The 26,003-nt window shown below is 74.7% G+C and carries 31 protein-coding genes; 15 read left to right on the forward strand and 16 right to left on the reverse strand.

What is annotated here, in order from left to right; translation table 11 throughout:
- Positions 1-121 precede the first annotated feature (121 nt).
- Positions 122-997 carry a serine hydrolase gene (locus ACGF3H_RS12435; protein ID WP_362486476.1) on the reverse strand — a complete coding sequence of 292 codons (876 nt, stop codon included), beginning with the start codon at positions 995-997 and terminating at the stop codon, positions 122-124.
- Positions 994-1,935: a LysR family transcriptional regulator gene (locus ACGF3H_RS12440; protein ID WP_393816480.1), complete on the reverse strand. Its 942-nt coding sequence runs from the start codon at positions 1,933-1,935 to the stop codon at positions 994-996. Before ACGF3H_RS12440 ends, ACGF3H_RS12435 begins: the two co-directional genes overlap by 4 nt.
- 115 nt (positions 1,936-2,050) lie before the next feature.
- On the opposite strand from ACGF3H_RS12440, the gene ACGF3H_RS12445 reads away from it, so the two are divergent.
- Both ACGF3H_RS12445 and ACGF3H_RS12450 read left to right on the forward strand, forming a co-directional pair.
- Positions 2,051-3,034 (forward strand): dienelactone hydrolase family protein, encoded by a 984-nt coding sequence (locus tag ACGF3H_RS12445; RefSeq protein WP_362486477.1) that lies wholly within the window; start codon positions 2,051-2,053, stop codon positions 3,032-3,034.
- A gap of 39 nt (positions 3,035-3,073) precedes the next feature.
- Entirely contained in the window at positions 3,074-4,708 is a 1,635-nt protein-coding gene (locus ACGF3H_RS12450; RefSeq protein WP_362486479.1) for a penicillin-binding transpeptidase domain-containing protein, read from the forward strand.
- A 19-nt stretch (positions 4,709-4,727) separates the two neighbouring features.
- On the opposite strand, the gene ACGF3H_RS12455 is transcribed toward ACGF3H_RS12450, so the two are convergent.
- Both ACGF3H_RS12455 and ACGF3H_RS12460 read right to left on the reverse strand, forming a co-directional pair.
- Positions 4,728-4,970 carry a twin-arginine translocase TatA/TatE family subunit gene (locus ACGF3H_RS12455; RefSeq protein WP_362486482.1) on the reverse strand — a complete coding sequence of 81 codons (243 nt, stop codon included), beginning with the start codon at positions 4,968-4,970 and terminating at the stop codon, positions 4,728-4,730.
- Positions 4,971-5,073: 103 nt separating this feature from the next.
- Positions 5,074-5,529: a TerB family tellurite resistance protein gene (locus ACGF3H_RS12460; protein WP_362486483.1), complete on the reverse strand. Its 456-nt coding sequence runs from the start codon at positions 5,527-5,529 to the stop codon at positions 5,074-5,076.
- Between the two features lie 343 nt (positions 5,530-5,872).
- Between ACGF3H_RS12460 and ACGF3H_RS12465 the strand changes: the two genes are divergently transcribed.
- The 4 genes from ACGF3H_RS12465 to ACGF3H_RS12480 all read left to right on the forward strand — a co-directional run bounded on the left by ACGF3H_RS12465 (position 5,873) and on the right by ACGF3H_RS12480 (position 9,205).
- A complete protein-coding gene (locus tag ACGF3H_RS12465; protein WP_362486485.1) occupies positions 5,873-7,252 on the forward strand; it encodes a hemolysin family protein in 1,380 nt (459 codons plus the stop codon).
- Positions 7,249-8,271, forward strand: a complete 1,023-nt coding sequence (locus tag ACGF3H_RS12470) for a hemolysin family protein (protein ID WP_362486487.1) — start codon at positions 7,249-7,251, stop codon at positions 8,269-8,271. Before ACGF3H_RS12465 ends, ACGF3H_RS12470 begins: the two co-directional genes overlap by 4 nt.
- A gap of 129 nt (positions 8,272-8,400) precedes the next feature.
- Positions 8,401-8,763 carry a MerR family transcriptional regulator gene (locus ACGF3H_RS12475; RefSeq protein WP_362486489.1) on the forward strand — a complete coding sequence of 121 codons (363 nt, stop codon included), beginning with the start codon at positions 8,401-8,403 and terminating at the stop codon, positions 8,761-8,763.
- Between the two features lie 238 nt (positions 8,764-9,001).
- Complete coding sequence (locus tag ACGF3H_RS12480; protein ID WP_059299396.1) at positions 9,002-9,205, forward strand: cold-shock protein; 204 nt, start codon at positions 9,002-9,004, stop codon at positions 9,203-9,205.
- Positions 9,206-9,282: 77 nt separating this feature from the next.
- Here ACGF3H_RS12480 and ACGF3H_RS12485 read toward each other — a convergent pair whose 3' ends face one another.
- The gene (locus tag ACGF3H_RS12485) at positions 9,283-10,638 is read right to left on the reverse strand and encodes a hypothetical protein (protein ID WP_362486491.1); all 1,356 of its coding nucleotides are present in this window, start codon (positions 10,636-10,638) and stop codon (positions 9,283-9,285) included.
- A gap of 113 nt (positions 10,639-10,751) precedes the next feature.
- On the opposite strand from ACGF3H_RS12485, the gene ACGF3H_RS12490 reads away from it, so the two are divergent.
- Both ACGF3H_RS12490 and ACGF3H_RS12495 read left to right on the forward strand, forming a co-directional pair.
- Positions 10,752-11,993 carry a molybdopterin-dependent oxidoreductase gene (locus tag ACGF3H_RS12490; protein WP_362486493.1) on the forward strand — a complete coding sequence of 414 codons (1,242 nt, stop codon included), beginning with the start codon at positions 10,752-10,754 and terminating at the stop codon, positions 11,991-11,993.
- Positions 11,990-12,487, forward strand: coding sequence for a hypothetical protein (locus ACGF3H_RS12495; RefSeq protein ID WP_362486495.1), 498 nt, complete (start codon positions 11,990-11,992; stop codon positions 12,485-12,487). Before ACGF3H_RS12490 ends, ACGF3H_RS12495 begins: the two co-directional genes overlap by 4 nt.
- Before the next feature lie 100 nt (positions 12,488-12,587).
- On the opposite strand, the gene ACGF3H_RS12500 is transcribed toward ACGF3H_RS12495, so the two are convergent.
- The 3 genes from ACGF3H_RS12500 to ACGF3H_RS12510 all read right to left on the reverse strand — a co-directional run bounded on the left by ACGF3H_RS12500 (position 12,588) and on the right by ACGF3H_RS12510 (position 15,171).
- Positions 12,588-13,220, reverse strand: a complete 633-nt coding sequence (locus ACGF3H_RS12500) for a DUF2064 domain-containing protein (RefSeq protein WP_362486497.1) — start codon at positions 13,218-13,220, stop codon at positions 12,588-12,590.
- Between the two features lie 2 nt (positions 13,221-13,222).
- Positions 13,223-13,951, reverse strand: coding sequence for a glycosyltransferase family 2 protein (locus tag ACGF3H_RS12505; RefSeq protein ID WP_362486499.1), 729 nt, complete (start codon positions 13,949-13,951; stop codon positions 13,223-13,225).
- Between the two features lie 218 nt (positions 13,952-14,169).
- Positions 14,170-15,171 carry an NAD-dependent epimerase/dehydratase family protein gene (locus ACGF3H_RS12510; RefSeq protein WP_362486500.1) on the reverse strand — a complete coding sequence of 334 codons (1,002 nt, stop codon included), beginning with the start codon at positions 15,169-15,171 and terminating at the stop codon, positions 14,170-14,172.
- Between the two features lie 232 nt (positions 15,172-15,403).
- Between ACGF3H_RS12510 and ACGF3H_RS12515 the strand changes: the two genes are divergently transcribed.
- The 5 genes from ACGF3H_RS12515 to ACGF3H_RS12535 all read left to right on the forward strand — a co-directional run bounded on the left by ACGF3H_RS12515 (position 15,404) and on the right by ACGF3H_RS12535 (position 17,955).
- A complete protein-coding gene (locus tag ACGF3H_RS12515; RefSeq protein ID WP_362486502.1) occupies positions 15,404-15,814 on the forward strand; it encodes a sortase-dependent protein in 411 nt (136 codons plus the stop codon).
- The gene (locus ACGF3H_RS12520) at positions 15,811-16,494 is read left to right on the forward strand and encodes a class F sortase (RefSeq protein ID WP_362486503.1); all 684 of its coding nucleotides are present in this window, start codon (positions 15,811-15,813) and stop codon (positions 16,492-16,494) included. Before ACGF3H_RS12515 ends, ACGF3H_RS12520 begins: the two co-directional genes overlap by 4 nt.
- A 64-nt stretch (positions 16,495-16,558) precedes the next feature.
- Positions 16,559-17,050 (forward strand): RNA polymerase sigma factor, encoded by a 492-nt coding sequence (locus ACGF3H_RS12525; protein ID WP_362486505.1) that lies wholly within the window; start codon positions 16,559-16,561, stop codon positions 17,048-17,050.
- Positions 17,034-17,558 (forward strand): hypothetical protein, encoded by a 525-nt coding sequence (locus ACGF3H_RS12530; RefSeq protein ID WP_362486507.1) that lies wholly within the window; start codon positions 17,034-17,036, stop codon positions 17,556-17,558. Before ACGF3H_RS12525 ends, ACGF3H_RS12530 begins: the two co-directional genes overlap by 17 nt.
- 34 nt (positions 17,559-17,592) lie before the next feature.
- The gene (locus ACGF3H_RS12535; protein WP_362486508.1) at positions 17,593-17,955 is read left to right on the forward strand and encodes a DUF952 domain-containing protein; all 363 of its coding nucleotides are present in this window, start codon (positions 17,593-17,595) and stop codon (positions 17,953-17,955) included.
- A 38-nt stretch (positions 17,956-17,993) separates the two neighbouring features.
- Here the strand turns inward: ACGF3H_RS12535 and ACGF3H_RS12540 are convergent, their stop codons facing one another.
- The 4 genes from ACGF3H_RS12540 to ACGF3H_RS12555 form a co-directional block, all read right to left on the reverse strand.
- Entirely contained in the window at positions 17,994-18,308 is a 315-nt protein-coding gene (locus tag ACGF3H_RS12540) for an SCO5918 family protein (protein ID WP_362486509.1), read from the reverse strand.
- A gap of 128 nt (positions 18,309-18,436) precedes the next feature.
- Positions 18,437-20,050, reverse strand: a complete 1,614-nt coding sequence (locus ACGF3H_RS12545) for a DEAD/DEAH box helicase (protein ID WP_362486511.1) — start codon at positions 20,048-20,050, stop codon at positions 18,437-18,439.
- A 259-nt stretch (positions 20,051-20,309) separates the two neighbouring features.
- Positions 20,310-20,513, reverse strand: a complete 204-nt coding sequence (locus tag ACGF3H_RS12550) for a cold-shock protein (protein ID WP_361572686.1) — start codon at positions 20,511-20,513, stop codon at positions 20,310-20,312.
- A 400-nt stretch (positions 20,514-20,913) separates the two neighbouring features.
- Positions 20,914-21,177, reverse strand: a complete 264-nt coding sequence (locus tag ACGF3H_RS12555) for a GlsB/YeaQ/YmgE family stress response membrane protein (RefSeq protein ID WP_362486513.1) — start codon at positions 21,175-21,177, stop codon at positions 20,914-20,916.
- Positions 21,178-21,342: 165 nt separating this feature from the next.
- On the opposite strand from ACGF3H_RS12555, the gene ACGF3H_RS12560 reads away from it, so the two are divergent.
- A complete protein-coding gene (locus ACGF3H_RS12560; protein ID WP_362486515.1) occupies positions 21,343-21,732 on the forward strand; it encodes a BlaI/MecI/CopY family transcriptional regulator in 390 nt (129 codons plus the stop codon).
- Positions 21,733-21,900: 168 nt separating this feature from the next.
- Here the strand turns inward: ACGF3H_RS12560 and ACGF3H_RS12565 are convergent, their stop codons facing one another.
- The 4 genes from ACGF3H_RS12565 to ACGF3H_RS12580 all read right to left on the reverse strand — a co-directional run bounded on the left by ACGF3H_RS12565 (position 21,901) and on the right by ACGF3H_RS12580 (position 25,153).
- Entirely contained in the window at positions 21,901-22,485 is a 585-nt protein-coding gene (locus ACGF3H_RS12565; RefSeq protein WP_359398120.1) for a TerD family protein, read from the reverse strand.
- Positions 22,486-22,618: 133 nt separating this feature from the next.
- Complete coding sequence (locus ACGF3H_RS12570; RefSeq protein ID WP_362486518.1) at positions 22,619-23,395, reverse strand: polysaccharide deacetylase family protein; 777 nt, start codon at positions 23,393-23,395, stop codon at positions 22,619-22,621.
- Between the two features lie 133 nt (positions 23,396-23,528).
- On the reverse strand, positions 23,529-24,419 hold the full coding sequence (locus ACGF3H_RS12575; protein WP_362486520.1) for a GNAT family N-acetyltransferase: 891 nt from the start codon (positions 24,417-24,419) through the stop codon (positions 23,529-23,531).
- A gap of 119 nt (positions 24,420-24,538) precedes the next feature.
- A complete protein-coding gene (locus ACGF3H_RS12580; protein ID WP_362486522.1) occupies positions 24,539-25,153 on the reverse strand; it encodes a TetR/AcrR family transcriptional regulator in 615 nt (204 codons plus the stop codon).
- 70 nt (positions 25,154-25,223) lie between these two features.
- Here ACGF3H_RS12580 and ACGF3H_RS12585 point away from each other — a divergent pair, with 70 nt between their 5' ends.
- Positions 25,224-25,832: a peroxiredoxin-like family protein gene (locus tag ACGF3H_RS12585; protein ID WP_362486524.1), complete on the forward strand. Its 609-nt coding sequence runs from the start codon at positions 25,224-25,226 to the stop codon at positions 25,830-25,832.
- Positions 25,833-26,003: the final 171 nt, after the last annotated feature.

Here is a 26,003-nt window from a genome sequence, read left to right on the forward strand (position 1 = left end):
GAACCCGCGCGACGGGATCGCGGTCGGCAACACCCCCGGCCCCTACGCCTTCCGCGGCAACCGCATCACCGGCAACGGGCGCCACGGCTACCGCGCCCGCCGGGCGGCCGCCCCGGTGCGTTCAGGGCGCCCGCAGCGCGTCCACCGCGATCCGGGCCGCCGTGCCGATCACCGCGTCGGCCGCCGGGAGGGTGGCCGCGGTGTGGGCGGTGCGGGTGAACACGGCCACCGCGTAGCGGCCCCCGTCGGGGTACTCGACGACGCCGACCTCGTTGCGCAGGGTCGGCAGGGTGCCGGTCTTGCCGGCCACGTGGACGTCGTCGAAGGGGAAACCCGAGGCCAGGCGGTGCGGCCAGACCTGGAGGCCCAGGACGCGGCGCATGGCGGCGCCGTACTCGGGCGGGCAGGCCTCGTCCCGCCAGACGGCGGCGAGCAGACGGGTCATGTCGCGCGGGGTGCTGTGGTTGGCGCGGGCGGGGTCCAGGGACCGCAGCCGGGTGATGACGTGCGGATCGGTCAGCGCCCGGGCGCCGGCCGGCCCCGCGTCCTCCCGCATCGCGGCGAGCATCTCGCCGAAGGACGACACGGCCCGCGTGCGGGTGAGGCCGAGCCGGGCCGTGGTGCGGTTGACGGCGTCCAGACCGACGCGGTCCAGCAGCAGGTCGGCGGCGGTGTTGTCGCTGACGGACATCATCAGGAAGGCGGCGTCGCGCAGCGACAGCGCCACGGGGTCGAGCATGGCGGCCATGCCCGTGGGCCCCGGGGTGCGGCCGGCCGGCGGGCACTCGACCCGCTCGGTCAGGTCCAGCAGCCCGGCCGCGGCCTGCTCGTGCAGCGTGACGAGGACGCACAGCTTGTGGACGCTGGCCGTGCACACCGGCTGGTCGGCCCCGGCGTCCACCTGCGCCCCGGAATCGATGTCGACGGCGTGCAGCCAGCCGGTGACCCCGGCGTCGGCGAAGGCCGCGCGCAGACGGCCGGTGACGGTGTCGGTCACAGCCAGAACTCCGATGCCGGGCGCAGGTGCAGGGGGCGGGAGGGGGCGTCGGGGCGCGCGTCGGCCGTCGTGCGGAGGGCGAGCGTGGCCGCGTCCGCGAAGGCGCCGACGGCGGCGTCACCGCGCCCCTTCGGCCAGGCCACGGAGTGCCGCCAGGCCAGCGGGGCCCCGGCGAGCGGGCGCCAGACCAGGTCCGGGTCCCGGCCGTCGGCGGCGGCGAGCAGATGGGTGTCACGGGGACCCAGGGCCACGGCCCCGGAGGACAGCACCAGGCCGCGCACGAAGCTGACGCCCTGGCCGTGCCGCACGGCGGCGGGCGTGTAGCCGCCCCGGGCGCATGCCGTGAGCAGGTCGTCGTAGACCGCGGGCGCGCTGTCGCGCGGGAAGAGGACCAGGTCGTACCCGCTGAGCGCGGCGAGCGGCACCTCGCCGAGCGCGGCCTGCGCCGCGCCGCGCGGCAGCAGCACGCCCAGGTCGCGGCGGAGCAGCGGTCCCAGTTCGAGGCCGGCGACGTCGCACGGGTGGTGGACGATGCCGACGTCCAGCTCGTGCGCGGCGAACGCGGCGAGCTGCTGCGCGGTCGACAGCTCGCGCAGCTCCAGCTCGAGCCCGGCGTGGCGGCGCCGGAAGTCCGCGAGCAGCGCGGCGACGGTCTCCCCGGAGACGTCCGGCGACAGGGCGGCGCGCAGCAGCCCGGTCTCGCCGTTGCGGATACGGCGCGCGGCGGCCAGCAGGGACTCGGAACGGGCGAGCAGTTCCCGGGCCTCGGCGAGCAGCAGCGTGCCCGCCTCGGTGATCGTCACGTGCCGGCTGCTGCGTTCGAAGAGCCGCACACCCAGCTCGCGCTCCAGCCGCTGGATGCGCTGGGACAGCGGCGGCTGCGCCATGCCCAGCCGGGCCGCGGCACGCCCGAAGTGTGACTCTTCTGCAACAGCCACGAAGCACTCTAGGTGCCGCACCAGGTCCACGAACAGTAATCATATCGGGGATTGATCGATCCGACATTCATATGAATCTTGGACACCGGCCCAAGACCCTTGCTCTTCTCGGGACATGCGCTCCTTCCGAGACCCCGCCCCGTCCCCCCGCCGGTGGCCCGGCGCGCTCGCCCTCGTCCTCGCGCTCCCCCTGGCGGGCTGCGCCACCGACACCGGACGGCCCGCGGCGCCGGCGGCGAAGAGCGCGACCCCGGCCGGCGGCACGGCCACCGCGGCGCCGGCCGCCCGCGGCCACCTGCGCGTGGACGGCCGCACCCGCGCCTACCTCCTCCACCGGCCGGTCGCGGAGGGCGACGGCCCCAGGCCCCTGGTCGTCGCCTTCCACGGCCGGGGCTCGGACGCCGCCGGGCTGCGCGAGCAGACCCGGCTGGAGAAGGCCGCCGGGGCGCGCGGCATGCTCGTCGCCTACCCGGAGGGCCTCGACCGGGGCTGGGGCGCGGGCACGCGGAAGACCCCGCGGCGCCCCGACCCCGACCTCGACGTGCGGTTCACCGAGGCGCTGATCGGGCACCTGGTGCGCACCGAGCACGCCGACCCCGAGCGGGTTTACGTCGCCGGGTTCTCCAACGGCGGCTCGATGGCGCTGCGCGTCGCCGCCCAGCGCCCCGGCCTGGTGGCGGGAGCGGCCTCGGTCGCCGGCCAGCTGCCCTCGGGCGCCGCCGCCGTCGAACCCACCGGCCCCGTACCCGTCCTGGTCGTCCACGGCGCCGACGACCCCGTGCGCCCCCTCGCGGGCCTGCCCTCCCCGCCGCCGGACCCCGAGGAGCCGATCCTGCCGACCAGGTCGTCCCGGGACAGCGCGGAGGCCTTCGCCGCCGCCGGACGCGCCGGCCGTCCGGTCACCGAACGGGGACGCGGCTTCGACCGCACCGTCTGGCGCCTCGGCGGTGATCCGGCGGCCACGGTCGAACTGCTCGTCGTGCACGACGCCGGCCACACCTGGCCGGGCTCCTCCCTCACCCCGCCCCAGGGCTTCGGCCGCACCAGCAGCGCGCTGGACGCCACCGACACGGTCCTCGACTTCTTCGCCGCCGCCTGACCGGTGACGCGGCCCCGTCCCACAGAACAGGAACCCCTGATGCCGGACACTCCTCGTCCCACCTCTCCCGGCCGCCGCCGCTCCCGGGGCGGCGTGCGGGCCGTCAGCGCCGTCGCGGTGGTGCTCGCGATCGCCGCGGGCGGCTCGTACGCCGCCGGGCTCGGCCCCTTCGCCCGCGGCGACGACGGCCCGGACCCCGCCGCGACGGAGCAGGCCCGCGCCTTCCTCGCCGACTGGGCCGCCGGGCGCCTGCCGAGCGCGGCCGGCCGCACCACCAGTCCCGGCAAGGCCCAGGAGGTGCTGCAGAGCTTCACCGCCGGGCTGGACATCGACGAACCCCGCCTGACGGCGGCGCCGGAGGCGGAGGAGACCGGAGACGGCACCGTGACCGTTCCCTTCACCGCCAGGATGCCGATCACCGGCCTGGGCACCTGGACGTACGAGTCGCGGCTGCCGCTGCGCGAGCAGGAGGACGGCGGCTGGAAGGTGGACTGGCGGCTGTCCCTGGTCCACCCCCGGCTGAGCGACACGGAGAAGTTCCGGCTGGAGCGCGGGGAGTCGGCCCCGCCCGAGGTCACCGACCGCGCCGGGACCTCCCTCAAGGGCGCCGACCACCCCTCCCTGGCCCCACTGCTGGGCGGCATCGCCGGCTCGTCCGGCGGCGGCCCGCGCGGCGCGGTCGAGCTGATCGACCGGGCCACCGGACAGCTCGAACGCACCGAGGCCAGGTTCGGTGCGGAACCCGACCCGGCGACCGCCGGCCGGCCCGTCCGCACCACCCTGGACGCCGGCTGGCAGTCGGCCGCCGAGGAGGCCCTCGCCGCGGCCGACGGCAAGAACGCCGCCCTCGTCGCCCTGCGCATCGACAACGGCGAGATCCTGGCCCTCGCCAACTCCCCGGCCGGCGGCTTCAACCGCGCCGCCTCCGGCACCTACGCGCCCGGCTCCACCTGGAAGATCGTCACCAGCAGCGCCCTGCTGCTCAAGGGCGCCGTGAAGCCCGACGACGTCGTGGACTGCCCCAGACACCTGACGGTGGGCAAGGAGTTCCACAACGTGGAGACCTCCGAGCACCCCGGCGCCACCTTCCGCAAGGACTTCACGGAGTCCTGCAACACCGCCTTCATCAGCCTGCGCGGCAAGCTCGGCGACGGGGAGCTGGGCGAGGTCGCCCGCACCTACTTCGGCGTCGGCCAGGAGTGGCACGTCGGCATCCCGACGTACGACGGGTCCGTGCCGGCACCGAAGGACGAGACGGAGAAGGCCGCGTCGATGATCGGGCAGGGCCGGGTCCAGGCCAACCCGCTGATCATGGCGTCGGTGACGGCCACCGCGGTCTCCGGCGAGTTCCACCAGCCGTCGGTCACCGCGGGGAACGAGGACGCGACCCGCACCGAGCCGCTCCCCGGCGAGGTCGTCACCCAGCTGCGCGGGATGCTGCGCGCCACGGTCACCGACGGCACCGCGCACGTCCTGGCCGACCTGCCCGGCGAGGTCGGCGCGAAGACCGGCACCGCCGAGGTGTCGGACGACCAGGACAACAACGGCTGGCTGGTCGCCCACCGCGGCAACGTCGCCGTCGCCGTCGTCGTCGAGGAGGGCGTCACCGGCGGCGGCTCGGCGGGCCCGATCGTGCACAGCCTGCTGTCCGCCGTACCGGACGACCCGTCCTGAGCCGCGTACGGCCGGGCCGTCAGGCCTGGGCACCGCCCCGGGCCGGCCCGGGGCCGGCGTCCCCCGTGTCCTCGCGCCTGACCGTCTCGCCGGGGATCACGCGGGGCGTCCCCGGGGGCTCTTCGTCCCTCGCCGCCCGGGCCTCCGCCTTGAGGATGCGCGCCGACCTGCCCGCCGAGCGGGCCAGGCCCGGGAGCTTCTTGGCGGCGAGGACGGCAATGACGACGACGAGAATGATCGCGAGCTCGCTCAGTCCGAACACGGCGCTCCCCAGGTGGCATGCGGTCCGGGCCCGTGACGCGGGCCCGGTCGGAATCTACGGCAGGAAGGCGCCCGGGTCGACGGGCGCCCGGACGGGCCGCCGGTCAGAGGTCGAACTCGTGCGGCGGCAGGTCGAGGGCGAAGCAGGCCTCGCGGACGACGGCCCGCTCGTCCTGGTCGAAGTCGCCGTCCGCGCCGCCGATGACGATGCCGATCTGGACGACGGCCCGTGCCTCGGCGGGCTTCTTGCGGGCCTTGGCGACCTCCTGGAGGACGCTCACCCTGCCGAAGGCGAAGTCGGCGGTCAGCTTCTCCAGGTTGTCCTCGAAGCGGCGGCGCAGGTCGTCGGCGGGGAAGTTCCGCAGCACGTCGTTGGTCGCTATGAGCTGGGCGACGCGCCGGCGCTCGGAGGGATCGACCGTCCCGTCGGCGGCGGCGACCAGGGCGCACATCGCCATGCTCGCGTCCCGGAAGGCGCCGCTCCTGAGGTCGTTCTTCTTCGCCACGAGCTGCGTCTGCATCTGCGACGCGGACTCCTTGAAGCGGTCCCACAGGGCCATGAGAACTCCGTACTCCGTACCGGTCGTGAGGGAAGGGGCACGACCCCGTCCCTCTACAGCGCTGTAGAAGTTACCAGTCCGCCCCGTCGCCGGAGCCGCCGTCGGGGGAACAAGCTGAGCCGTCCGGCCGTTCTCTACAGGCGAGTAGAAGCGCAGGAGTCCGAGAACTCCCGATCTCTTTGCTCGTCCTTTACCATGTGAGGGAAACCTCGGGCGGTTCGCAAGCGACCCCCACCGACCCCGTTAAGGAGTCCCGTTCCGTAATGGAGCCCCCCAGTACCGGCCGTGCCACGGACGGCCCGCCAGTCCCCCTGTATGCGCGTGAGGGAAGCGGGGTGGCACGGTGACCGAGGTCCTGCTGCTCCTGCTGGCCCTCCTCCTCACCCTGGCCTGCGCGCTCTTCGTCGCGGCCGAGTTCTCGCTCACCACCGTCGAGCGCGGTGACCTGGAGCGCGCCGCCGAGTCCGGTGAGCGCGGTGCCGACGGCGCCCTGAAGGCCGTGCGCGGCCTGACCCTCCAGCTCTCCGGCGCCCAGCTCGGCATCACCGTGACCTCGCTGGTCATCGGCATGCTCGCCGAGCCGTCGCTCGCGGCGCTGCTGCGCGGCCCGCTGACGGCGATCGGCCTGGGCGGCGCCGCCTCCACGGTGGCGACCGTGCTCGGCGTGGCCGTCTCCACCGTCGTCCTGATGGTCGTCGGCGAGCTGGTCCCCAAGAACTGGGCGATCTCCAGCCCGCTGGCGGTCGCCAAGGTCGTCGCCGGCCCGCAGCGCGGCTTCACCGCCGCGTTCGGCCCCTTCATCCGGCACCTGAACGACACGGCGAACCGTTTCGTCCGCCGCTTCGGCCTGGAACCGGCCGAGGAGCTGGCCTCCGCCCGCAGCCCCGAGGAGCTGGTCGCCCTCGCCCAGCACTCGGCCGCCGAGGGCGCCCTGGAGGCGGACTCCGCCGAGCTGTTCGTGCGCACCCTGCACCTGAGCGAGCTGACCGCGGAGAACGTCATGACCCCGCGCGTGGACGTCAAGGCCCTGGAGGCCCACGCCACCGCCGCGGACGCGGCCAACCTCACCCACGCCACCGGCCTGTCCCGCTTCCCGGTGTACCGGGACAGCCTCGACGAGGTCATCGGCACCGTCCACATCCGCGACGTGCTCGCCCTGGAGCCCGGGCGGCGCGCGGCCACCCCCGTCACCGAGCTGGCCACCGCGCCGCTCCTGGTGCCGGACAGCCTGCCCGCCGACCGCCTCCTGGAGCGCATGCGCGCCACCCGCACCATGGCCGTCGTCATCGACGAGTACGGCGGCACGGCCGGTGTGGCGACCGTCGAGGACATCGTGGAGGAGGTCGTCGGCGAGGTGCGCGACGAGCACGACCCCGTCGAGGTGCCCGACCTGCTGCCCGCCCCCGCCGGGACGGACGGCCGCGCGGCCTGGGAGGCCGACGGCTCGCTCCGCCTGGACCGGCTCGCGCGGATCGGTCTGACCGCGCCCGACGGCCCCTACGAGACCCTGGCCGGCCTCGTCGCCACCCATCTGGCGCGCATCCCCGCCGAGGGCGACGTCATCGACCTGGACGGCTGGCGCCTGGACGTCCTGGACATCGACCACCACCGCGCCGACCGCCTGCGCATCACCGCCCCCGCACCGGCGGAGCCGGACGGGCAGCCGGCACAGCCGGTGGCCGCGGTCGGCTCGTCGCACCGGGAGCCGGAGGTGGCCCGATGACCGTGGTGCAGCTCCTCATCGGCGCCCTGACGCTGCTGACCAACGCGTTCTTCGTCGGCGGCGAGTTCGCCCTGATCTCCGTGCGCCGCAGCCAGATCGAGCCGCGCGCCAAGGCGGGGGACAAGCGGGCCCGGATGACCCTGTGGGGCCTGGAACACCTGTCGGCCATGATGGCGACGGCCCAGCTCGGCATCACGGTCTCCTCCCTGGTGCTCGGAGCGGTCGCGGAGCCGGCCATCGCGCACCTGATGGAGCCGGTCTTCGAGGCCGTCCACATGCCGCACGCCCTGGTCCACCCCGTGGCCTTCGCCATCGCCCTGGCGCTCGCGACCTATCTGCACATGCTGATCGGCGAGATGATCCCGAAGAACATCGCGCTGGCCGCCCCCGCGACCACCGCGCTGGTCCTCGGCCCGCCGCTGGTCGCGCTCACCCGGGCCCTGAAGCCGGTCGTCTTCGGCATCAACGCCTTCGCCAACACGCTGCTCAGGCTGCTGCGGGTGGAGCCGAAGGACGAGGTCGAGGCCGTCTTCACCGACGACCAGCTGGCCCGCATGGTCGTGGACGCCAGCGAGGCCGGACTGCTGGCCCCGGCCGACGGCGAGCGGCTGCGCGACGCGCTGGAACTGGGCACCCGCCCGGTCGGCGAGATCCTCGTGCCCACTCCCAAGATGCGCACCGCCCCGCACACCGTCACCCCGGCCGAGCTGGAACGCCTGGCCGCCGAGGCGGGCTACTCCCGTTTCCCGGTCACCGGCCCCGGCGGCACCGTGCTCGGCTACCTGCACATCAAGGACACCCTGGGCATCACCGAGCGCGACCGTCCCTTCCCCCGGAGCGCCCTGCACCGGGTCACCCGGGTCCGCATCGACACCCCTCTCGACGACACCCTCACCGCCCTGCGGACCGAGGACAGCCACCTGGCCGCCGTCACCGGCGAGTCGGGCACGGTCCTGGGCTTCGTGACGATGGAGGACGTCCTGACCGAACTCGTGGGTCCGGCGCCGGTGGCGTCCTGACCTTCGCCGCGTCGGTCGGATATGTGTTCGCCGCAGCAGGTATCCGACCGGCGCGACTAGAGTTCAGGTGTGGGGGAACGGGATTCCCTACGGCGGGCCGTGCCCTTTGCGGTCCGCGGGAAGGTAGGCATGCCCTCGGAGAGCAGGCCGGGCGCCGGAGGCCGGACGCAGGCCGCCGACCGGCTCGACGACGACCATTACCCGGCGTACACCATGGGCAGGGCGGCCGCGCTGACCGGCGCCACGCCCGGATTCCTCCGCGCCCTCGGGGAGGCGGAGCTGATCAGCCCGATGCGGTCGGAAGGCGGCCACCGCCGGTACTCCCGGCAGCAGCTGCGCCGTGCCGCCCGGGCCCGTGAGCTGGTCGACCAGGGCACGCCGATCGAGGCCGCCTGCCGCATCGTCCGGCTCGAGGACGACCTGGAGGAGGCGCTGCGGATCAACGAGGAACTGCGCCGCGCGGCCCAGCGGCCCGAAGGCGGCGGCGGGTGAAAACCTGGCACCGGCGAAACAGATATTCGCGGTGACCCGTGAAGATATCCGCATTCCCATTCCACCGGTGATTTTCACCGGGATTTGCTGCCCCGGCCGCCACGCTATTCCGTGCTAGGGTCGACGTCAGTTGCAGTTGTGGTTGCCCTTTGCGTTACCGGTTTTCCGGGCAGGTGATCATCGCAGCGATGAGAAGATCCGCAGGGTGCGGGTCTCCAGCACTGCCTAGGAGAGAAACATGGCTTCCGGTACCGTGAAGTGGTTCAACGCCGAAAAGGGCTTCGGTTTCATCGCGCAGGACGGCGGCGGCGCCGACGTCTTCGCCCACTACTCGAACATCAACGCCCAGGGCTTCCGTGAGCTCCAGGAGGGCCAGCGGGTGAACTTCGACGTCACGCAGGGCCAGAAGGGCCCGCAGGCGGAGAACATCGTTCCCGCGTAACACGCGCGAACAGCACGGAAGGGCCCGCACCGGAAGGTGCGGGCCCTTCCGCGTCGTGCCGGCGGACGGGCGCCCGCTCACCAGCCGGTCGCGAGCAGGTGGTTCAGGAGCAGCGCCAGGACGGCCTGCGCCGCCAGCCACACACGCGGACGGCCGAGGAAGGCGCAGGCCGGCAGCAGCCACAGGGCGAAGGGGAGCCAGATGCGTTCCGTCTCCGCCTTGCTCATGCCGGACAGGTCGGCGACCAGCAGGGCGAGCAGCCCCGCGGTCACCAGGACCGCCGCCCGGCCGTCCTCGGTGGCCGGCATCCCGCCGCGCCGCCCGGCCAGGAGCACACCCCCGGCCCGCCGCAGTCCCGCCACCGTCGCCAGGCCCGTGATCAGCACCGTGCAGGCTAGATTGGCCCACACCCAGTAGCCGTACGGGCGGACGCCGGCCGCGCCCTGGTAGTACCGCTCGACCAGCAGGCGGTACGCCTCCCACCAGTCGAACCCGGCCACCGTGAACGCCACCGGCACCACCGCCGCCCCCGCCAGCAGCGGCACGAACAGCACCGGACGCTCCCGCACCCCGCGCCGGCCCAGCCACAGCACCGCCGCACCGATCACCACGAACAGCGTCAGCCCGTACGACAGGTAACAGGTCAGGCCGAACAGCAGTCCCGAGCCCGCCGCCCACCACAGCGAGCGGCCGGTGACCGCGAGGGCCAGCATCGCCACGGACCACGCCGCGACCGCCGCGAAGTACCCGTCGGCCGACGTGCCCGTCCACACCGCCGCCGGCGCCAGCACCAGGAAGGGCGCCGCCCGCCGGGCGAGCCGCTCGCCGGCCAGCGCCCGCACCGCCACCAGCACCGCCACGCACGCCGTGGCGCCCACGGTGATGCACCAGGCCCCGGCCCAGCCCCCGCCCCGCAGCCCGATCCGGTCGAGCAGCACGAAGGTGAGCGTGGCCGCCGGAGGGTGACCGGCGATGTGGGCGGGCCAGTTGTCGGGGGAGTCGATCAGGATGTGGTGGGTGAAGTCGCGCAGGGTGGCCGGGATGTCGTCCCAGCGGTCGACGCCCCTGAGGTACTCGAAGCGGGTGGTGAGCCGGACCGCGACACCCCGGTGCCAGCCGTCGACCAGGGCGAGGGACCAGATCCAGGCCGTGGCCGTGGCCCAGGACGCGGCGAGCAGGGCGCGCCACGGCAGGCGGGCGGCGACGGACGGGCCGTACGCCACGGCCGCCACCGACAGCAGGACGGCCGCGGGCGTGCCGGGGCCCGCGTGCGGGTCCCAGCGGCCGGTCAGCGGCGGCCAGCCGACCAGCAGGGAGTGGTCGGTGGCCTGGAGGTGGCGGCCGACGAGCACGGCCGCCACCACGAGGAGCACGGCGGGCACGACGGCGTACAGGTCACCGAGGTCGCGGCGGCCGGGACGGGGGCGGGTCACACGGGCACCGTAGGCCGGATGACCGACCGCGGGACGGTGCACACGGCGGACGTCGGCGTTTCGTCACGGGTCGCGGGCCGTCCCCGGGGCCGGTACCGGCCTACGGTCGGGACATGCGCGACCTCGCCCCACGGCTTCCCTCCTCCCCGGGCTTCTGGCGCAGCCCGTTGCGGGGCCGCCGGTTCACGGCAGTGCTCGGCCTCGTCCTGCTCGTCGGCATCACCGTGCTGTTCGTGACGGGCCTGCTCTCGTACGCCGCCTACAACCCCGGCCTGGACCCGGTCAACGACAAGACCCCGGACAAGGGGATCCTCGGCTTCTACCTCTTCGCGTGGCCGGCCGGCCCGGCCTGGCTGTACCGCCTCAACCAGGGCGTGCACGTCACCCTGGGCCTCACCCTGATCCCGGTGCTGCTGGCCAAGCTGTGGTCGGTCGTGCCGCGGCTGTTCACGCTGCCGCCGGTCCGCTCGCTCGCCCACGGGCTGGAGCGGGTCTCGCTGCTGCTGCTGGTCGGGGGCGGGCTGTTCCAGTTCGTGACCGGGGTGCTCGACGTCCAGCTGGACTACGTCTTCCCCGGCTCCTTCTACCCGCTGCACTTCTACGGGGCCTGGGTGTTCTTCGCCGCGTTCGCCGTGCACGTCGCGCTCAAGATGCCGCTCGCGCTGCGCGCCCTGCGGGCGATGCGCGACGGGACCGAGGACGATCTGGCCGCCCCCCGGCCCGACCCGCCCACCGTGTCGCGGCGCGGCGCGCTGTGGACGGTCGGCGGCGGCTCGCTGCTGATGTTCGTCACCAACGCCGGACGCAGCTTCGACGGGCCGCTGCGGGAGACGGCCGTGCTCTCGCCGCACGGCGGGCCGGAGCCGGGGAGCGGGCCCAACGGGTTCCAGATCAACAAGACGGCCGCGTACGTCGGCATCGACCCGGCCGAGACGCGTGCGGACGCCTGGCGGCTCGTCGTCACCGGGCGCACCGGAACCGTCCGGCTCAGCCGGGCCGAGCTGCTGGACATGGAGCAGCACAGCGCGGCGCTGCCCATCGCCTGCGTCGAGGGCTGGGCGACGTCCGACCAGTGGTGGCGCGGCGTGCGGCTGCGGGACCTCGCCGCGCGCGTGGGCTTCGAGAACGGCTCGCCGGACGTGTTCGTCGAGTCACTGCAACGGCGCGGCGCCTTCCGCAGCGGGGCGCTGCGCGCCAATCAGGTGGCCGACGCGCGCTCCCTGCTCGCGCTGTCCGTCAACGGGGAGACGCTGAGCCTGGACCACGGGTATCCGGCGCGGATCATCGTGCCCGCCGCGCCGGGCGTGCTGAACACCAAGTGGGTGACGCGGATGACGTTCGGAGACCTGGGATGAGCTTCGTGGCGAAGCGGTGGCGGGGCCGCGCGGCCGGGCTGCGGCCCGTGCTCGGCAGCCCCTTCCAGATCCTCCTGCTGCTCTGCTCCTTCGCGCTCGCCGGTTACGCGGGTGTGCGGCTGCTCGCCGGTGACTGGTTCGGCGTGGCGCTGTGGTTCGTGGGGGCGGCACTGCTGCACGACCTCGTGCTGCTGCCGTTGTACACGGTGGCCGACCGGGCGGTCGTACGCGGCCTGGGGGCGGCCGGGCGCCGTTCGCGGGTGATGTACGTGCGGGTTCCGGCCGCGTTCTCCGGGCTGCTGCTGCTCGTGTGGCTGCCGCTGATCAGCGGCCGGGTGGACCGGCGCTACCGGTCGGTCGCCGGGCTGTCCGCGGAGGGCTTCCTGGCCCGCTGGCTGCTGATCACGGCCGTGCTGTTCGGCGTATCGGCCCTGCTCCTGGCGCTGCGGTCGCGGCGCAGCACCACGAACCGGCGCGCACCCGACGTCCACTGAGCGGCTCCGCGCCGGCCGGTGCCGTCCGCGTGCGGCCGGCGGTGACGTCGACGACCTGTACGGCTCGCCGGCCCGTCCACCGAGCCGCTCACGGAGCCGCTCACCGGACCGCCCGCCGGTCCGTGACCGCCGGGCACGCGGCCAGCCGGGCGGCGAAGCGGGTGTGCGGGGCCGATGCCGCGACGGCCCGTGCGTCGGCGGCGGTGTCGACGTCGCGCAGGCGCGGCAGGTCGCGCACCCGCAGCCGGGCGGCGAGGAGCCGGGCGCGCTGCACCGCCCCCGTCACCGGCGTCGACATGGGCACGCCCCGCAGCAGGGCCGGGTCGGGGCGGGCCAGGCCCAGCGCCCAGAAGCCGCCGTCCTCGGCGGGGCCGAAGCAGGCGTCGCAGTCGGAGAAGTCCACGGTGAGCAGCTCCGGCGTCACCTGCGGGGTGTCCATCCCGACGAGCAGGGCCGGTCCGGCGCACCCGGCGAAGGCGGCCGCGAGCCGTTCGTCGAGTCCGCCCGCGCACTGCGGAACGACGTCGATGCCGGGCGGCAGCCAGGGGCCGGGGCTGCCGTCGAGCACCAGCACCCGGCGTCGAGCGGGCGTGGCGGCCACGGCGTGCAGAGTGTCGGCGAGGGCCGCTTCGGCGAGCCCCGCCGCCTCCGCGGGGGTGAACGGCGGTGTGAGGCGGGTCTTGACCCGGCCGGGACGCGGCTCCTTGGCGATGACGAGGAGTGTGGTCGCCATGCTCACCATGAGTTCCCGCCGCGGGCCGTGTCACGCGGGACCGGGCGCGCCGGATCCTCGGACAGGACCCGGCGCATGTCCCGCACCGCGTGCCAGGTGCCGCGCCAGGTCCCCGTCACCTTCGACGCACCGGTGCGGGGCAGGTAGGGCACGTCGTGCTCGGTGATCCGCCAGCCCGCGTCCGCGGCGCGCACGACCATCTGGAGGGGATAGCCGCTGCGCCGGTCGGTGAGGCCGAGGGCGAGCAGCCGCTCGCGGCGGGCGGCGCGCAGCGGGCCGAGGTCGTGCAGGCGCACGCCCGTGCGGCGGCGCAGCATCCGGGTGAGGGCGAGGTTGCCCGCGCGGGCGTGCGCGGGCCACGCGCCCCGGCCCCGCGGACGCCTGCGGCCGAGCACCAGGTCGGCCGTGCCGGCGCGGATCTCCTGCACGAAGGGCGTCAGCAGGGCCGGGTCGAGGGAGGCGTCGCAGTCGCAGAAGCAGACGATGCCGGCGGTGGCGGCCGTCAGCCCGGCGTGGCAGGCGGCGCCGAAGCCGCGGCGCGGCTCGGTCACGACCGTCGCGCCGAGGGCGCGGGCGAGGTCCGCCGAACCGTCGGTGGAGCCGTTGTCGACGACGAGCGCGCGCCAGCCGTCGGGGATCCGGGCCAGGACCCAGGGGAGGGCCCCGGCCTCGTCCAGGCAGGGCAGTACGACGTCGACGTCCGCGGCGGGCGAGGTGGTCACGGTTCTCACCCTACGAACCCGGATCGGGCGAAACGGACCTACGCTCCTCACGAAACGCGGACGTCGGGGGGCCGGGCCGTGGGCACGCTCGGGACGGGCCTTCTGCCGGGGGCCGGTGCCGGCCGGCGTGCCGACCACGCGGGCCACGGTCCGTGACATCCCCGGTGGCTGCGCTCAGGGGCGATCCCGCCCATGACGGGCGCCCGAGGCTCCGGAGCCGCCAGGAGTCACTCCCCGCTCGGCTCCGCCCGCGCGAACTCCCGCATCCCCTCCGCGAACCCCACCCGCGGCCGCCACCCCAGTTCGGCCCGCAGCCGGGAGGAGTCGGCGGTGATGTGGCGTACGTCGCCGAGGCGGTACTCGCCGGTGACGACGGGCTCGGGTCCGCCGTACGCGGTGGACAGGGCGGTCGCCATCTCCCCCACCGTGCGGGGGTCGCCGCTGCCGGTGTTGTACACCGTGAGTGCCCCGGCCGGCGGCCCGGCCTCCAGCGCCGCGACGTTCGCCGCGGCCACGTCCCGTACGTGCACGAAGTCCCGGCGCTGGCCGCCGTCCTCGAAGACGCGCGGGGCCTCGCCGCGGGCGAGCGCGGAGCGGAAGAAGGACGCGACACCCGCGTACGGGGTGTCGCGGGGCATCCGGGGCCCGTACACGTTGTGGTACCGCAGCGACACCGCCGCGGCGCCGGTCGTCCGGGCCCAGGAGGCGGCCAGGTGCTCCTGCGCCAGTTTGGTCGTGGCGTACACGTTGCGCGGATCGGCCGGGGCGTCCTCGCCGACCAGGCCGGGGGAGAGGTCCGCGCCGCAGGCCGGGCACGCGGGTTCGAACCGGCCCGCGTCCAGGTCGGCGACGGCGCGCGGCCCGGGCCGCACCACCCCGTGCCGGCGGCACGCGTACCGGCCCTCCCCGTACACGACCATCGACCCGGCGAGCACCAGCCGCCGTACGCGCGCCTCGGCCATGGCCGTGAGCAGGACGGCCGTGCCGAGGTCGTTGCGCGAGACGTACTCCGCCGCGTCGGCGAACCCGTTGCCGAGCCCGACCATCGCCGCCTGGTGGCACACGGCGTCCACCCCGGCCAGCGCTCGCGCGACGGCCGCCGGGTCGCGCACGTCGGCGCGGGGGTCCTCGCGGACGTCGAAGCCGACGGGCACGTGCCCGTGGGCCCGGAGCGCCTCCACGACGTGGGACCCGATGAACCCGGCACCGCCGGTGACCAGTACACGCATACGGCCACGCTAGGTCCGCGAGGGTGCCGGGGCCGGGTGCCGGGCCCGGCACGTCACGGGTCCGTGAGAAGCGGGCCCGGCACGCACGCCCGGTGACTTTGCCATCTCTTTACAACCCGCTCCGCCGCCGCCTCGTCTCTCCGCTCGGTCCGCGATCCACGCGACCATGCGTCCCCGCCCGTCGACCACGGGCGGGCGGGCGGACCGACCGACCGACGAGAGAGAGCGACCCATGCGCCGGACCATCCTCAGTGCCCTGGCACTCGCGTGCACCGCCGTCCTGGCCGGCACCGTCCCCGCGTTCGCCGACGACCCGACCGCGGCCCCCAGCAGCCCGCCGTCCGTCTCCACGCCGAGCCCCGCCCCCACCGCCGAGCCGAGCATGGTTCCCACGCCGGTGCCGTCCGTCAGCTCCCCGGCCCCGACGGCCGAGCCGAGCAGCCCGCCGTCCGCCGAGCCGAGCAGCCCCCCGGCCGGCGGACAGGTCTCCGCCGTGCCCGCGGGCGCGCCCGACACCGGGACGACGACGCCGGAGTCCTCCGGTGGCGGCGGCGGGCTCGTCGGCGCGGGCGCCGGCGCGCTGGCCCTCGCGGGCGGCGCGGTCGCCCTCGTCGTGCGCCGCCGCCGGGCGACCGGGGCATGACCCCGTTCTCCGGGCGCGCCCTGGCCGGCCTCGCCCTGGCGGCCTCGCTGCTGGTGGGCTGCGGCGGCGGACACGGGTCCGAGGAGGCCGCGAGCGCACCGAACGCACCGAGCGCACCGAGCGCGCGGACGGCGCCGTCCGCGCAGGCCCACGACGGGCCGGCGCGGCCCCTCGGACGGTCGGTCCCGGTCGGTCTGCGCATCCCGGCCATCGGGGTCGACACCCCGGTGATGCGGCTGGGGCTGCAGCCCGACGGCACGGTGCAGGTGCCGCCGGTCACGGACCACGACCGTGCGGGCTGGTACCGGCACTCACCCACGCCGGGCCAGGTGGGACCGTCGGTCGTCCTCGGCCACGTCACCGTCGGCAGCCACGGGGACGGTGTCTTCCGCCACCTCGCGCGGCTGCGCCGCGGCGACCGGATCGAGGCGCGCCTGGAGAACGGCACGGTCGCGGTGTTCACCGTGACGTCCCTGCGCACGGTGGCGAAGGCTGACTTCCCGACCCAGGACGTCTACGGGGACGTGGACCGCCCGGAGCTGCGGCTCATCACGTGCGGCGGCCCGCACGACGGCCGCGGCTACCGGGACAACGTCATCGCCTTCGCCGAGCTGACCGCCACGACCACGGCGGGTGCCGGTGCCGGTGCCGGTGCGCCCACGGCTCCCGCCCCGTCGTGACCACGGGAACGCGGACCCCCGCGCCGGCGTCTTCCCCCTGCCCCCACCCCGACCATGGAGAGCGTTGAAACGGTCCCGTGACAGGGCGGCGTCCGAACTGTTCGCCGCCCTCTACCCCCGCCTGGCCGGCTGGTGCCGCCGTCTCGTCGACGACGACGAGACGGCCCACGAGATCGCCTCGGAGGCGTTCACCCGGCTCTGGGCCCGCTGGACGTCCGTGGACGAGCCCCGCGGCTTCCTCTACGTCACCGCCGCCAACCTCGTCCGGGACCACTGGCGCAAGCTGGAGCGCGAGCGCCGGGCCGTGCGCCGGGTCACCGCGGAGGCAGCCGTCCGCCCGCACTCCGAGCAGGCCGACCCGTCGGTGCGCCTGCTCGTGCAGTCCCTGCCGGAACGACTGCGCGTGCCGATCCTCCTCCACTACTACGCTGACATGCCGATCCGGGAGGTGTCCGTGCTCACCGGGCGCAAGGAAGGAACCGTCAAGGCCGACCTGCACGCGGCCCGCGAACTGCTCCGCGTCCATCTGAGGAGAAGCCTTGACCACACGCTTTGACGACGATCCGGACGGCCCGTGGTCCGCGCACGACGACCCGCACGACCCGCTGCTCGTCGTCCTGCGCCCCGGATCGGACTTCCTGGGTCCGCCGCCGGGCCGCTACGAGGCGATCCGCCGGGCGGCGTCCCGGCGCCGTCTGCGGCGCGCCGCCGCCGGGGCCGCCGCGACCTGTGCCGCCGCTGCCGCGCTGCTCGTGCTGCCGGTCCGGTGGGCGGACCCCGGCCCGCCGGCCCGTCCGACCGTCCCGCTGGCCCCGCCCCCGGCCGTCCCCTCGCCGTCCCTGCCCGGTCCGTCCGCCGCCCCGTCCCGGGGCCCGGGCCAGGCGCCGGAGACGACGGCCCCCGGCCCGTCCGCCCCCACCACGCCGTCCGCCGTCCCGAGCGCGTCGTCGTCCGCCGTCCCGAGCACGTCGTCGTCCGTCGGTCCGCCGGCACCGGCGACGTCGGCGCCGCCCGGAGACGCGCCGACGGCACGCCCGACCACCGCGGCCACGCCCTCGGGGTGAGGGGGTGCGGGCGGGCCGCTGGGACAATCGGACGATGATCTACCACGTCGTACCCCGCGCCGACTGGGAAGCCGATCCCGGCCGGCCGTACGCGCCCGCGTCCCTCGCCGAGGACGGTTTCGTCCACTGCTCCCCGGACGAGGAGACGACCCTCGCCGTCGTGAACGCCTTCTACCGCACCGCTCCGCGGCCCCTGCTCGCCCTGGTCGTCGACGAGAGCCGGCTCACCGCGCCGTGCGTGTGGGAGCCGGCCGCCCCGGCCCCGCCGCCCGGGGTGGCCGAAGGCGTCCTGTTCCCGCACGTGTTCGGCCCGGTCGACCGGGACGCCGTCGAGCGGGTCCTGGAGGTCCGGTGGGACGAGCAGGGCCGGGCGACCGGTCTGGCCGCCGTCGGCTGACGCCGGGGCCCGCGTCCGTCCCGCGTGCCGACGAGGCCTCAGCCCTCCAGCGGCGAGGCGCCGCCGAGCAGCGCCGACGCGGTCTGCACCGGGGAGGCGGCGGGCGCGGGCGCGGCCTCGGGGTCGGGGTGGCAGGTGAAGCCGAGCCGGGCCATGGCCCGGGTGACCTCGCCGGCGGTGAAGTCGCGGCGGTCCTGGCGGGTGACGACCGCGCCCACCTGCTTGACGGGGTAGCGGCGGCGGCCGATGGTGACGGACTCACCCGCGATGGGCTCGGGAGTGATGCCCTTCATCGAGCTGAGCACTCCGTCCTTGGTCAGGTCGAACGGGTACCGGGCGATGACGCAGCGCATGATGCCTCACAGGGGGAAGGGTCCGGGCTTTCGAGGAGCTTGCCGTTCGTGAGGGCCGTCCGGCCGGGTGAGAGCCCCGGCGGGAGGCCCGGGGACGGGGCCCGTGGCGGGCCCCGTCGTGGTCCGGCCTAGGCCGCCGATTCGCCGGTGGACTGCCGCCGCGGCCTGCGCCGGGGTGCCTCCCCGGCGGGCCGCCCCTGGGCGGAGCCGCCCTGCGCGGACCGGCTCTGCGCGGAGCGGCCGCCCTGCGCGGAGCGGCCCTGCGCGGGACGCCCCTGCCCCGCCTGGCCGGTGCCGTCGCCCTGCGCGGTGCGGCCCGCCTGGCCGCCGCGGCCACGGCGGCCACGGGACGAGGAGCCACCGGACGCGGCGCGCCGGGGACGCTCCACGACCGGCGCGGCGATGACGACGGGCACGCCGGACGGTGCCTGGGCGCCGGTGATGCGGGTCAGCTCCGCCTCACCCGACCGGACCGGGGTGATCTGCGGGGTGATGCCGGCCGTTGCCATCAGCCGGCCGACCTCACGCCGCTGGTCGGGGGTGACCAGCGTGACGACGCTGCCGGACTCGCCCGCACGGGCCGTACGGCCGCCACGGTGCAGGTAGTCCTTGTGGTCGGTGGGCGGGTCCACGTTGACGACCAGGTCGAGGTTGTCGACGTGGATGCCGCGGGCCGCGACGTTGGTCGCCACCAGCGCCGTGACGTGTCCGTCCTTGAACTGGGCGAGGGTCCGCGTGCGCTGGGGCTGGGACTTGCCGCCGTGCAGGCCGGCCGCGCGGACGCCGCTCTTCAGCAGGTGCTTCACCAGCCGGTCCACGGCGTGCTTGGTGTCCAGGAACATGATGACCCGGCCGTCCCGCGCCGCGATCTCGGTGGTGGTGCGGTGCTTGTCCGTCTCGTGCACGTGCAGCACGTGGTGCTCCATCGTGGTGACGGCGCCCGCCGACGGGTCGACGGAGTGCACCACGGGGTCCGTGAGGTAGCGCTTCACCAGCCGGTCGACGTTGCGGTCGAGGGTGGCCGAGAACAGCAGCCGCTGCCCGTCGGGGCGCACCTGGTCGAGCAGGGCGGTGACCTGGGGCATGAAGCCCATGTCGGTCATCTGGTCCGCCTCGTCCAGGACGGTGATCTCGACGTCGTCCAGCCGGCAGTCGCCCCGGTCGATGAGGTCCTTCAGGCGTCCGGGCGTCGCGACGAGGACCTCGGCCCCCGCGCGCAGGGCCCCGGCCTGCCTGCCGATCGACATGCCGCCGACCACGGTGGCCGACCGCAGCCCCACGGCACGGGCGTACGGGGTGAGCGCGTCGGTGACCTGCTGGGCGAGTTCGCGGGTGGGGACGAGGACGAGGGCGAGCGGCTGCCGCGGCTCGGCCCGGCGTCCCGCCGTACGGGCCAGCAGGGCGAGGCCGAAGGCGAGGGTCTTGCCCGAGCCGGTGCGGCCGCGGCCGAGCACGTCACGGCCGGCCAGGGAGTTGGGCAGGGTCGCCGCCTGGATCGGGAACGGCTCGGTCACGCCCTCGCGGCCGAGCGCGGCCAGCAGGGCCGGCGGCATGGCCAGGTCGGCGAACGCCGCCACGGCGGGCAGCGCCGGAGTGATCGTCTTCGGCAGCGCGAACTCGCCCTGGGGAGCGGCCGGCCGGCGCCCCGAGCCCTGGGAGCGGCGCGGACCGCCGGAGCGCCCGGAGCCCGGGGCTCCGCCGCGGGCGCGGGTGGGACGGCTGTTCGTTCGTGTGCGGTTCATGCGGAACCTTCCTTGATACGGCACGTATCGAGGGAGACCCGCAGCGGAAAGACCAGCGCAGGGAATCGCAAGAACGAGCCGGCCCCGGCCGGCTTCGGCGTGGTGAGCCGTGCGGACCGAGAGAATCGGGTGGATCGAGGTAATTCAGGAATTCAGGAATGCGCCGAGGCGCGGGAATTCCGTGTCGCGTCCTGAAACGCCGCGAGCTGGGGCCCGCACCCTCGAGGTGCGGGCCCCAGCTGCGAAGTGTGTGTGAGCGTCAGGCGGGAGTGATGTTCTCCGCCGTCGGGCCCTTCTGGCCCTGCGCCACGTCGAACGACACCTTCTGGCCTTCCAGCAGCTCACGGAAGCCCTGGGCGTTGATGTTCGAGTAGTGGGCGAAGACGTCGGGGCCGCCGCCGTCCTGCTCGATGAAGCCGAAGCCCTTTTCGGCGTTGAACCACTTCACGGTGCCGGTAGCCATGTGAATCTCCTTCGGAAACGGTGCTCGGAGCCCGCCCTGTGCGCGCTCCGGTCGCCGCGATGATCACCCCGTCGGAAAAACCTTCAGGCAACCACTACTGCAACTTCCGTCGACAGTAGCACGCCGTGATCGCACGGGCGCGTGGAAATAATGCCGCCCCGGGCGGCAGGGCGGGGAATATTCCCGGCGCGTGACCCCGATTTCTCCCCTCATGGGCACAGATATTGCTCCGCCCCGGTGGCAGGGTCCACCGGCGTACTCGCTCTTCGCGGCGCCGTGACCTCCGACGACGGCTTCGCGGTGCGCCTGCGGGCGGCTCGGCACGGGGGACGCGGCGGCCGTGGCCGCGTTCCCCGTGCCGAGACAAGGAGCACACCGGCCAGGCGGGGCCCCGTACCCGTCAGCGGCGGGCCTTGGCCCGGTCGAGGGCGGCCACCCCGAGCGCCGCGAGGACGATCTGGATGAGCCACTCGACCCAGTCGACGCCCTCGGTGTCGGCGACGCCGAACGCGGCGGCGAGTGCCGAGCCGATGAGGGCGGCCACGATGCCGACCGCGATGGTCCACAGGATGCCGATGCGCTGACGTCCGGGGACGACGAGCCGGCCCAGGACACCGATGACGATGCCGATCACGACGGCGCTGATGATGCCTGAAATCTCCATGCCTGCCCCTCGAGTGGTTTTATCTCGCCCTTACGGATGCCCGTTCGAAGCGCGTGCAGTCCGGCCGGGCAGAGGGGCGGGCGGCGCCCGACGGCGCCCCCGGGCACCCGGGGGCGTCTATACGAGTCCGCCCGGGAACGGGCGGCGGCGGAAGGGAGGGCGGGCGTGACGGATCACTGGCGTCGTCCCCGGCGGCGGGGGCAGGGCGAGCTGGAGGCGCTGGTGCTCTCGGTGCTGCGTGAGGCGGAGGGCCCGGTGACGGCCGGCTGGGTGCAGGAGCGCCTGGGCGGGGACCTGGCCTGTACGACGGTGGTCACGATCCTCACCCGGCTGCTGGACAAGGGCGCGGTGAGCAGGGAGCGTGCGGGCCGCTCCTTCGCCTGGACGCCGGCCGCGGACCAGGCCGGTCCGGCCGCCCGCAGGATGCGCAAGGTGCTGGACGCGGAGAGCGACCGCGAGGCGGTGCCGGCGAGCTTCGTGACCTGCCTCGACCCGGCCGACGAACGCCTGCTGCGCGACCTGCTGGGCGACGCGCGCGGCGCGGAGGAGGACTGACGCGGCAGGCCTTCCCGCCCGTCACACGGTCACCGGGGGGACGGCCGCGGGGGACCGGGCGGCCGGGCGGAGGCGGAACCGCCATCGGCACGGAGCCCTCCGCAAGCCCCGCACCCCGACCCCCCGCACCCCGCCCCGGGCGACGGCTGCCGCGCCGCCGCTCCCGTACTACTTGCTGACGGCGAAACGCATCAGGGCGTGCTCGTCGCCCTGCTTGATCTTCCCCGTCTCGTTGATCACTTCCAGCTTCCAGGTGCTGCCGACCCGCACGGCCTTGGCCACGGCGCAGCCGTTGTCCTGGCTGAGCAGGCTGGGCCAGATGTCGGCGACCTGCTGCGAGCTGCCGCCGGTCGCGTCGTAGACCTTGAAGCTGACGTTGCGGGCCTTCTGGAAGGAGCTGCCCTTCTTGTAGGCGGCGGCGACGAACACGATCGACGTGATCACGGGCGGCAGCCGCGCGAACTCGACGGTCACCGTCTCGTCGTCCCCCTCCCCGTGCCCCGTCTGGTTGTCGCCGCTGTGGAGCAGCGACCCGTTGCCCATCGGGTCGAGCGAGTCGATCCCGGCGAGCCGCACGGGGTCCCCGCCCTGCATGGCGACGGCGATCAGGTCCAGGTCGGTACCGGTCTTGCGGCGCAGCTTGCCCATCACTCCGCCGCTGCTTCCGGCGGTCGGGTCCCAGGAGACGCCGATGGACAGATGGGTCACTCCGTCCAGGTCCGCCGGCCCGTCTTCCTTGGTGAGCGTGATCATGCGCGAGTCCTCCTCCTCAACGGAACTACACCCCAGAGTCTGCCTGCCATGCGCGGATTCCGGGACGACGGGTGGGTTGTTTCGTGTGCGGCACCCGGGGCCGCCACGCCTCCCCGGCCGCGGGGCCGGGCGCTCAGCGCACCGGGAAGCCGAAGGCGTAGCCCTGCTCCTTCAGCCAGGGCAGGACGCGGCGCAGGGCCTCGACCGTCTGGGAGCGGTCGCCGCCCGCGTCGTGGAAGAGGAGCGTCGGCCCGTTGGAGATCTCCCGCTCCACGGTGGCGACGATGGCGTCCGTGCCCGGCCGCTCGAAGTCCTTGGTGTCCACGTTCCAGCCCAGCGGACGCATGCCGTGGGAGGCGGCCAGCTTGCGGCTGTAGGGAGTGAACGCGCCGCCCGGGGCCCGGTAGTACAGGGGCCGTACACCCCCGGACGCCTCGGTGATCATGCGCTCGGCGTCGAGGATCTCCTGCGCCTGGTAGGCCTCGGACTTCTTGTCCATGGCGGTGTCGTGCGACACCGAGTGGTTGCACAGCCGGTGCCCGGCCGCGACCAGCTCCTTCACGAGGTCCGGGTGGGCCTGCGCCTGCGTCCCCGTCACGCAGAACGTCGCCTTCACCCCGTACTCCCGCAGGAGGTCCAGCACTTGGGGCGTCCAGGCGGGGTCCGGGCCGTCGTCGACGGTGATGTTGACGCCGCGCGCCCCCGCGTCCGAGGCGTGCGCGATGGTCACGTCGACCTGCTCCGCGCCACTGCCCGGCGTGGCCGACGCGGACGCCTGGGGCGACGGCGAACCGCCCACGGAGTCGGCCTGCGCGGTCCACACCGACGCGCCGACGGCGAGCATCGTCACACCCAGCGCCGCCCCGACGACCTTGCCGTACCAGCCCCGCCCGCCACTGTGCCGTGCCATGTCCGCCCCGCTCTCCCGCAGTTGTCCGCCTCGGTCACCTCGAGTCCACCTGGCAGGACGACGAACGGCGGCCGCGGGATGCGTCCGTTACCGATCACGGACAATTCCGGGGGAGTTCGGCGACAACCCGGCCTCACAGGTCGAGCTGGTACTGCAGGGCCCGGTGCGTGGGGACGTACCCCAGGGCGTCGTTGATGCCCCGCATGGGGGTGTTGCTGTCCGCGGTGTCGGTGACCAGGCCGCCGAGCCGCGGGTGTTCGGCGCGGGCCAGACGAATGGCCTCGGCCTTCATCCAGCGGCCGAGCCCGTGACCGCGGTGCCCGGGCAGCACGCCGGTGCCGTAGTGCTGCCCGTCGCCCGTGCCGTCGCCCGGCACGACGAGTTCGCAGAAGCCGACGACCGAGCCGTCCGACTCGTCGACGGCGGCCACCGTGGTGAGCAGCTCCCCGCGGTCGGCGACGGCCTTCGCGGCGGCCCGGACCCGCTCGACGTCCCAGACCACGACTCCGTGGTCGGCGTCGTCCATGGGCATGTCGTCCAGGGCGCGGCGCGAGTCGGCGAAGGTGTCGGCCAGCTCGTCGGGGACGGTGCCGCGCCACGACACGAGACGGTAGCCGGGGTGCGGCCGTCCGACGATCGCGTCGATCCGGTCGGCCTTGCCGCTGTCCCACGCGTCCAGCGCGAGCCGGGCGTACGTCAGCGCCAGCACCCCGCGGAAACCGTGCGCGGCGAGGAAGCGGTCGCCGGGCGTCCCCGCGTCGGCCTGCGCCACCACGGATCTCCGGCCGGCCTCCCGCACGGCGGCCACCGCCGCCGCGAGCAGCCGGGACCCGACCCCCCGGCGCCGCTCCGCGGGGTGCACGTCCACCCGCAGCTCGGTCAGGTGCTCCTGTCCCTCCCGGGTGAACACCCGCAGGAACGCGGACCCCAGGGGCTCCCCGCCCGCTCCGGCGGCCAGCCACGCGAGGCGGTAGCCGGACGAGGTGCGCTCGGGATCGGTGAGGGCGGTGACGCGGAAGGACAAGGAGGGCTCCGATGAGGCCGGCGGCAGGGGTGTTCCGCTCCAGTCGACCACGCAACCGGCCCCGGGGACAGGGGATTTCGGCTCGGTGACCGGGCCGTCCGCGGCACGGACCGACCGTCTCACACGCCGAGGCCGCCGAGCAGCAGGGCGAGTCCCCCCAGGAACTCCTCGTCGGCGCCGACGTTCCGGGCGTCCCGGGCGGTCCTGGTCAGGTGCGGGAACTCGGCGGGCGGCAGCCCGGTGATGGCCGTCGTCCCCGGGCCGGACAGGGCCCCGAGGTGTTCCAGCTGGATCGCTCCGATGACGTAACTGAGCAGGCCGCGCAGGGCGACGACCCGCCGCCCGCCCTCGACGCCCGCCGCGGTCAGGATCGCGAGCACGGTCTCCGACCAGCGCATCACCTCGAGGGAGTGGTGCCGGTGGGCGATGGTGAGGGGGACGACCTCCGGGTGCGCGCCCACAGCGTCGCGCAGGCGCCGCACCATGATCTCGACCTGCTCGCACCAGGGCGGGCCGGGATCCGGCGGCTCGGTGTCCACGGTGCTCAGGACGAGTGCGACGACAAGCCTTTCGAGTTCCTCGCGGTCCTGGACGTACCGGTAGAGCCCCATGGTGCTCACGCCGAGCTCCTGGGCGACGGCGCGCATCGACAGCCCGGCGAGCCCGCCGCGGTCGATGACGGCGAGAGCGGCCGAGGCGAGCCGGTCGGGGGTGAGGGAACGCGGGCGCGGCATGACGATTGACAGCGTACGGCATACGCTTACGCTGATATGCGTACGGCGTACGCCTACGAAGGGAACGCCCATGCGCATGTCCCGCAGCACGGTGGAGCCCGGCTCCACCGTGGACGGACACAGCCTCACCACCGTCTCCGGCGACCGGGTCGCCGTCCCCGACCCCGAACGGCTGATCCACCTCCAGTTCCGGCGGTTCGCCGGATGCCCGGTCTGCAACCTGCACCTGCGGTCGGTGGTGAGGCGGCACCGGGAGATAGAGGCCGCCGGTGTCCGTGAGGTGGTGGTCTTCCACTCACCCGCCGAGGAACTGGCGCCCCACATCGCCGGTCTCCCGTTCGCTGTCGTCGCCGACCCGGCCAGGCGGCTGTACGCGGAGTACGGCGTGGAACGGTCGCCCCGCGCCCTGCTCAGCCCGCGAGCCTGGGGACCCATCGTCCGGGCGGTCCTCAGCGGCGCCTGGAACGTCGTTAGGGGGCGGGAGCGCCTGCCCGCCGGCAGCCCGCACGGCGGCCGGCTGGGCCTTCCCGCCGACTTCCTCATCGCGCCCGACGGCCGCGTCCTCGCCGCCAAGTACGGCGAACACGTCTACGACCAGTGGTCGGTCGACGAACTGCTGGAACTGGCGGCCCGCAGGGATGCGCGGACGACCGGACGGGCAGCCGATGCCGAACGCTAGGAGGCGGTCGCAGTCGGTCCTGGCCCGCTTCCATCACCCGCTTCGGGGCCGTACCACTGGAGTGCCTGGCCGGTGACGGCGGCGATGCGCTCGAAGTCCCGGTCGCGGTGGAGCGGTGCTCGGCGCCCGCGACGCCGTCGGCGCCGCGGGCCGGGACCTTCGGGCGTGGCT

It is taken from the genome of Streptomyces sp. NPDC048185 (assembly GCF_043202495.1).
Classification (GTDB): domain Bacteria; phylum Actinomycetota; class Actinomycetes; order Streptomycetales; family Streptomycetaceae; genus Streptomyces.

Bases quoted from the DNA above. Each gene is read 5' to 3' on its own strand.
- ACGF3H_RS12445 (WP_362486477.1), top strand. From the start codon at position 2,051: ATGCGCTCCTTCCGAGACCCCGCCCCGTCCCCCCGCCGGTGGCCCGGC.
- ACGF3H_RS12450 (WP_362486479.1), top strand. From the start codon at position 3,074: ATGCCGGACACTCCTCGTCCCACCTCTCCCGGCCGCCGCCGCTCCCGG.
- ACGF3H_RS12460 (WP_362486483.1), bottom strand. From the start codon at position 5,529: ATGGCCCTGTGGGACCGCTTCAAGGAGTCCGCGTCGCAGATGCAGACG.
- ACGF3H_RS12470 (WP_362486487.1), top strand. From the start codon at position 7,249: ATGACCGTGGTGCAGCTCCTCATCGGCGCCCTGACGCTGCTGACCAAC.
- ACGF3H_RS12475 (WP_362486489.1), top strand. From the start codon at position 8,401: ATGCCCTCGGAGAGCAGGCCGGGCGCCGGAGGCCGGACGCAGGCCGCC.
- ACGF3H_RS12480 (WP_059299396.1), top strand. From the start codon at position 9,002: ATGGCTTCCGGTACCGTGAAGTGGTTCAACGCCGAAAAGGGCTTCGGT.
- ACGF3H_RS12490 (WP_362486493.1), top strand. From the start codon at position 10,752: ATGCGCGACCTCGCCCCACGGCTTCCCTCCTCCCCGGGCTTCTGGCGC.
- ACGF3H_RS12495 (WP_362486495.1), top strand. From the start codon at position 11,990: ATGAGCTTCGTGGCGAAGCGGTGGCGGGGCCGCGCGGCCGGGCTGCGG.
- ACGF3H_RS12500 (WP_362486497.1), bottom strand. From the start codon at position 13,220: ATGGCGACCACACTCCTCGTCATCGCCAAGGAGCCGCGTCCCGGCCGG.
- ACGF3H_RS12510 (WP_362486500.1), bottom strand. From the start codon at position 15,171: ATGCGTGTACTGGTCACCGGCGGTGCCGGGTTCATCGGGTCCCACGTC.
- ACGF3H_RS12515 (WP_362486502.1), top strand. From the start codon at position 15,404: ATGCGCCGGACCATCCTCAGTGCCCTGGCACTCGCGTGCACCGCCGTC.
- ACGF3H_RS12520 (WP_362486503.1), top strand. From the start codon at position 15,811: ATGACCCCGTTCTCCGGGCGCGCCCTGGCCGGCCTCGCCCTGGCGGCC.
- ACGF3H_RS12535 (WP_362486508.1), top strand. From the start codon at position 17,593: ATGATCTACCACGTCGTACCCCGCGCCGACTGGGAAGCCGATCCCGGC.
- ACGF3H_RS12540 (WP_362486509.1), bottom strand. From the start codon at position 18,308: ATGCGCTGCGTCATCGCCCGGTACCCGTTCGACCTGACCAAGGACGGA.
- ACGF3H_RS12545 (WP_362486511.1), bottom strand. From the start codon at position 20,050: ATGAACCGCACACGAACGAACAGCCGTCCCACCCGCGCCCGCGGCGGA.
- ACGF3H_RS12550 (WP_361572686.1), bottom strand. From the start codon at position 20,513: ATGGCTACCGGCACCGTGAAGTGGTTCAACGCCGAAAAGGGCTTCGGC.
- ACGF3H_RS12555 (WP_362486513.1), bottom strand. From the start codon at position 21,177: ATGGAGATTTCAGGCATCATCAGCGCCGTCGTGATCGGCATCGTCATC.
- ACGF3H_RS12565 (WP_359398120.1), bottom strand. From the start codon at position 22,485: ATGATCACGCTCACCAAGGAAGACGGGCCGGCGGACCTGGACGGAGTG.
- ACGF3H_RS12570 (WP_362486518.1), bottom strand. From the start codon at position 23,395: ATGGCACGGCACAGTGGCGGGCGGGGCTGGTACGGCAAGGTCGTCGGG.
- ACGF3H_RS12580 (WP_362486522.1), bottom strand. From the start codon at position 25,153: ATGCCGCGCCCGCGTTCCCTCACCCCCGACCGGCTCGCCTCGGCCGCT.
- ACGF3H_RS12585 (WP_362486524.1), top strand. From the start codon at position 25,224: ATGCGCATGTCCCGCAGCACGGTGGAGCCCGGCTCCACCGTGGACGGA.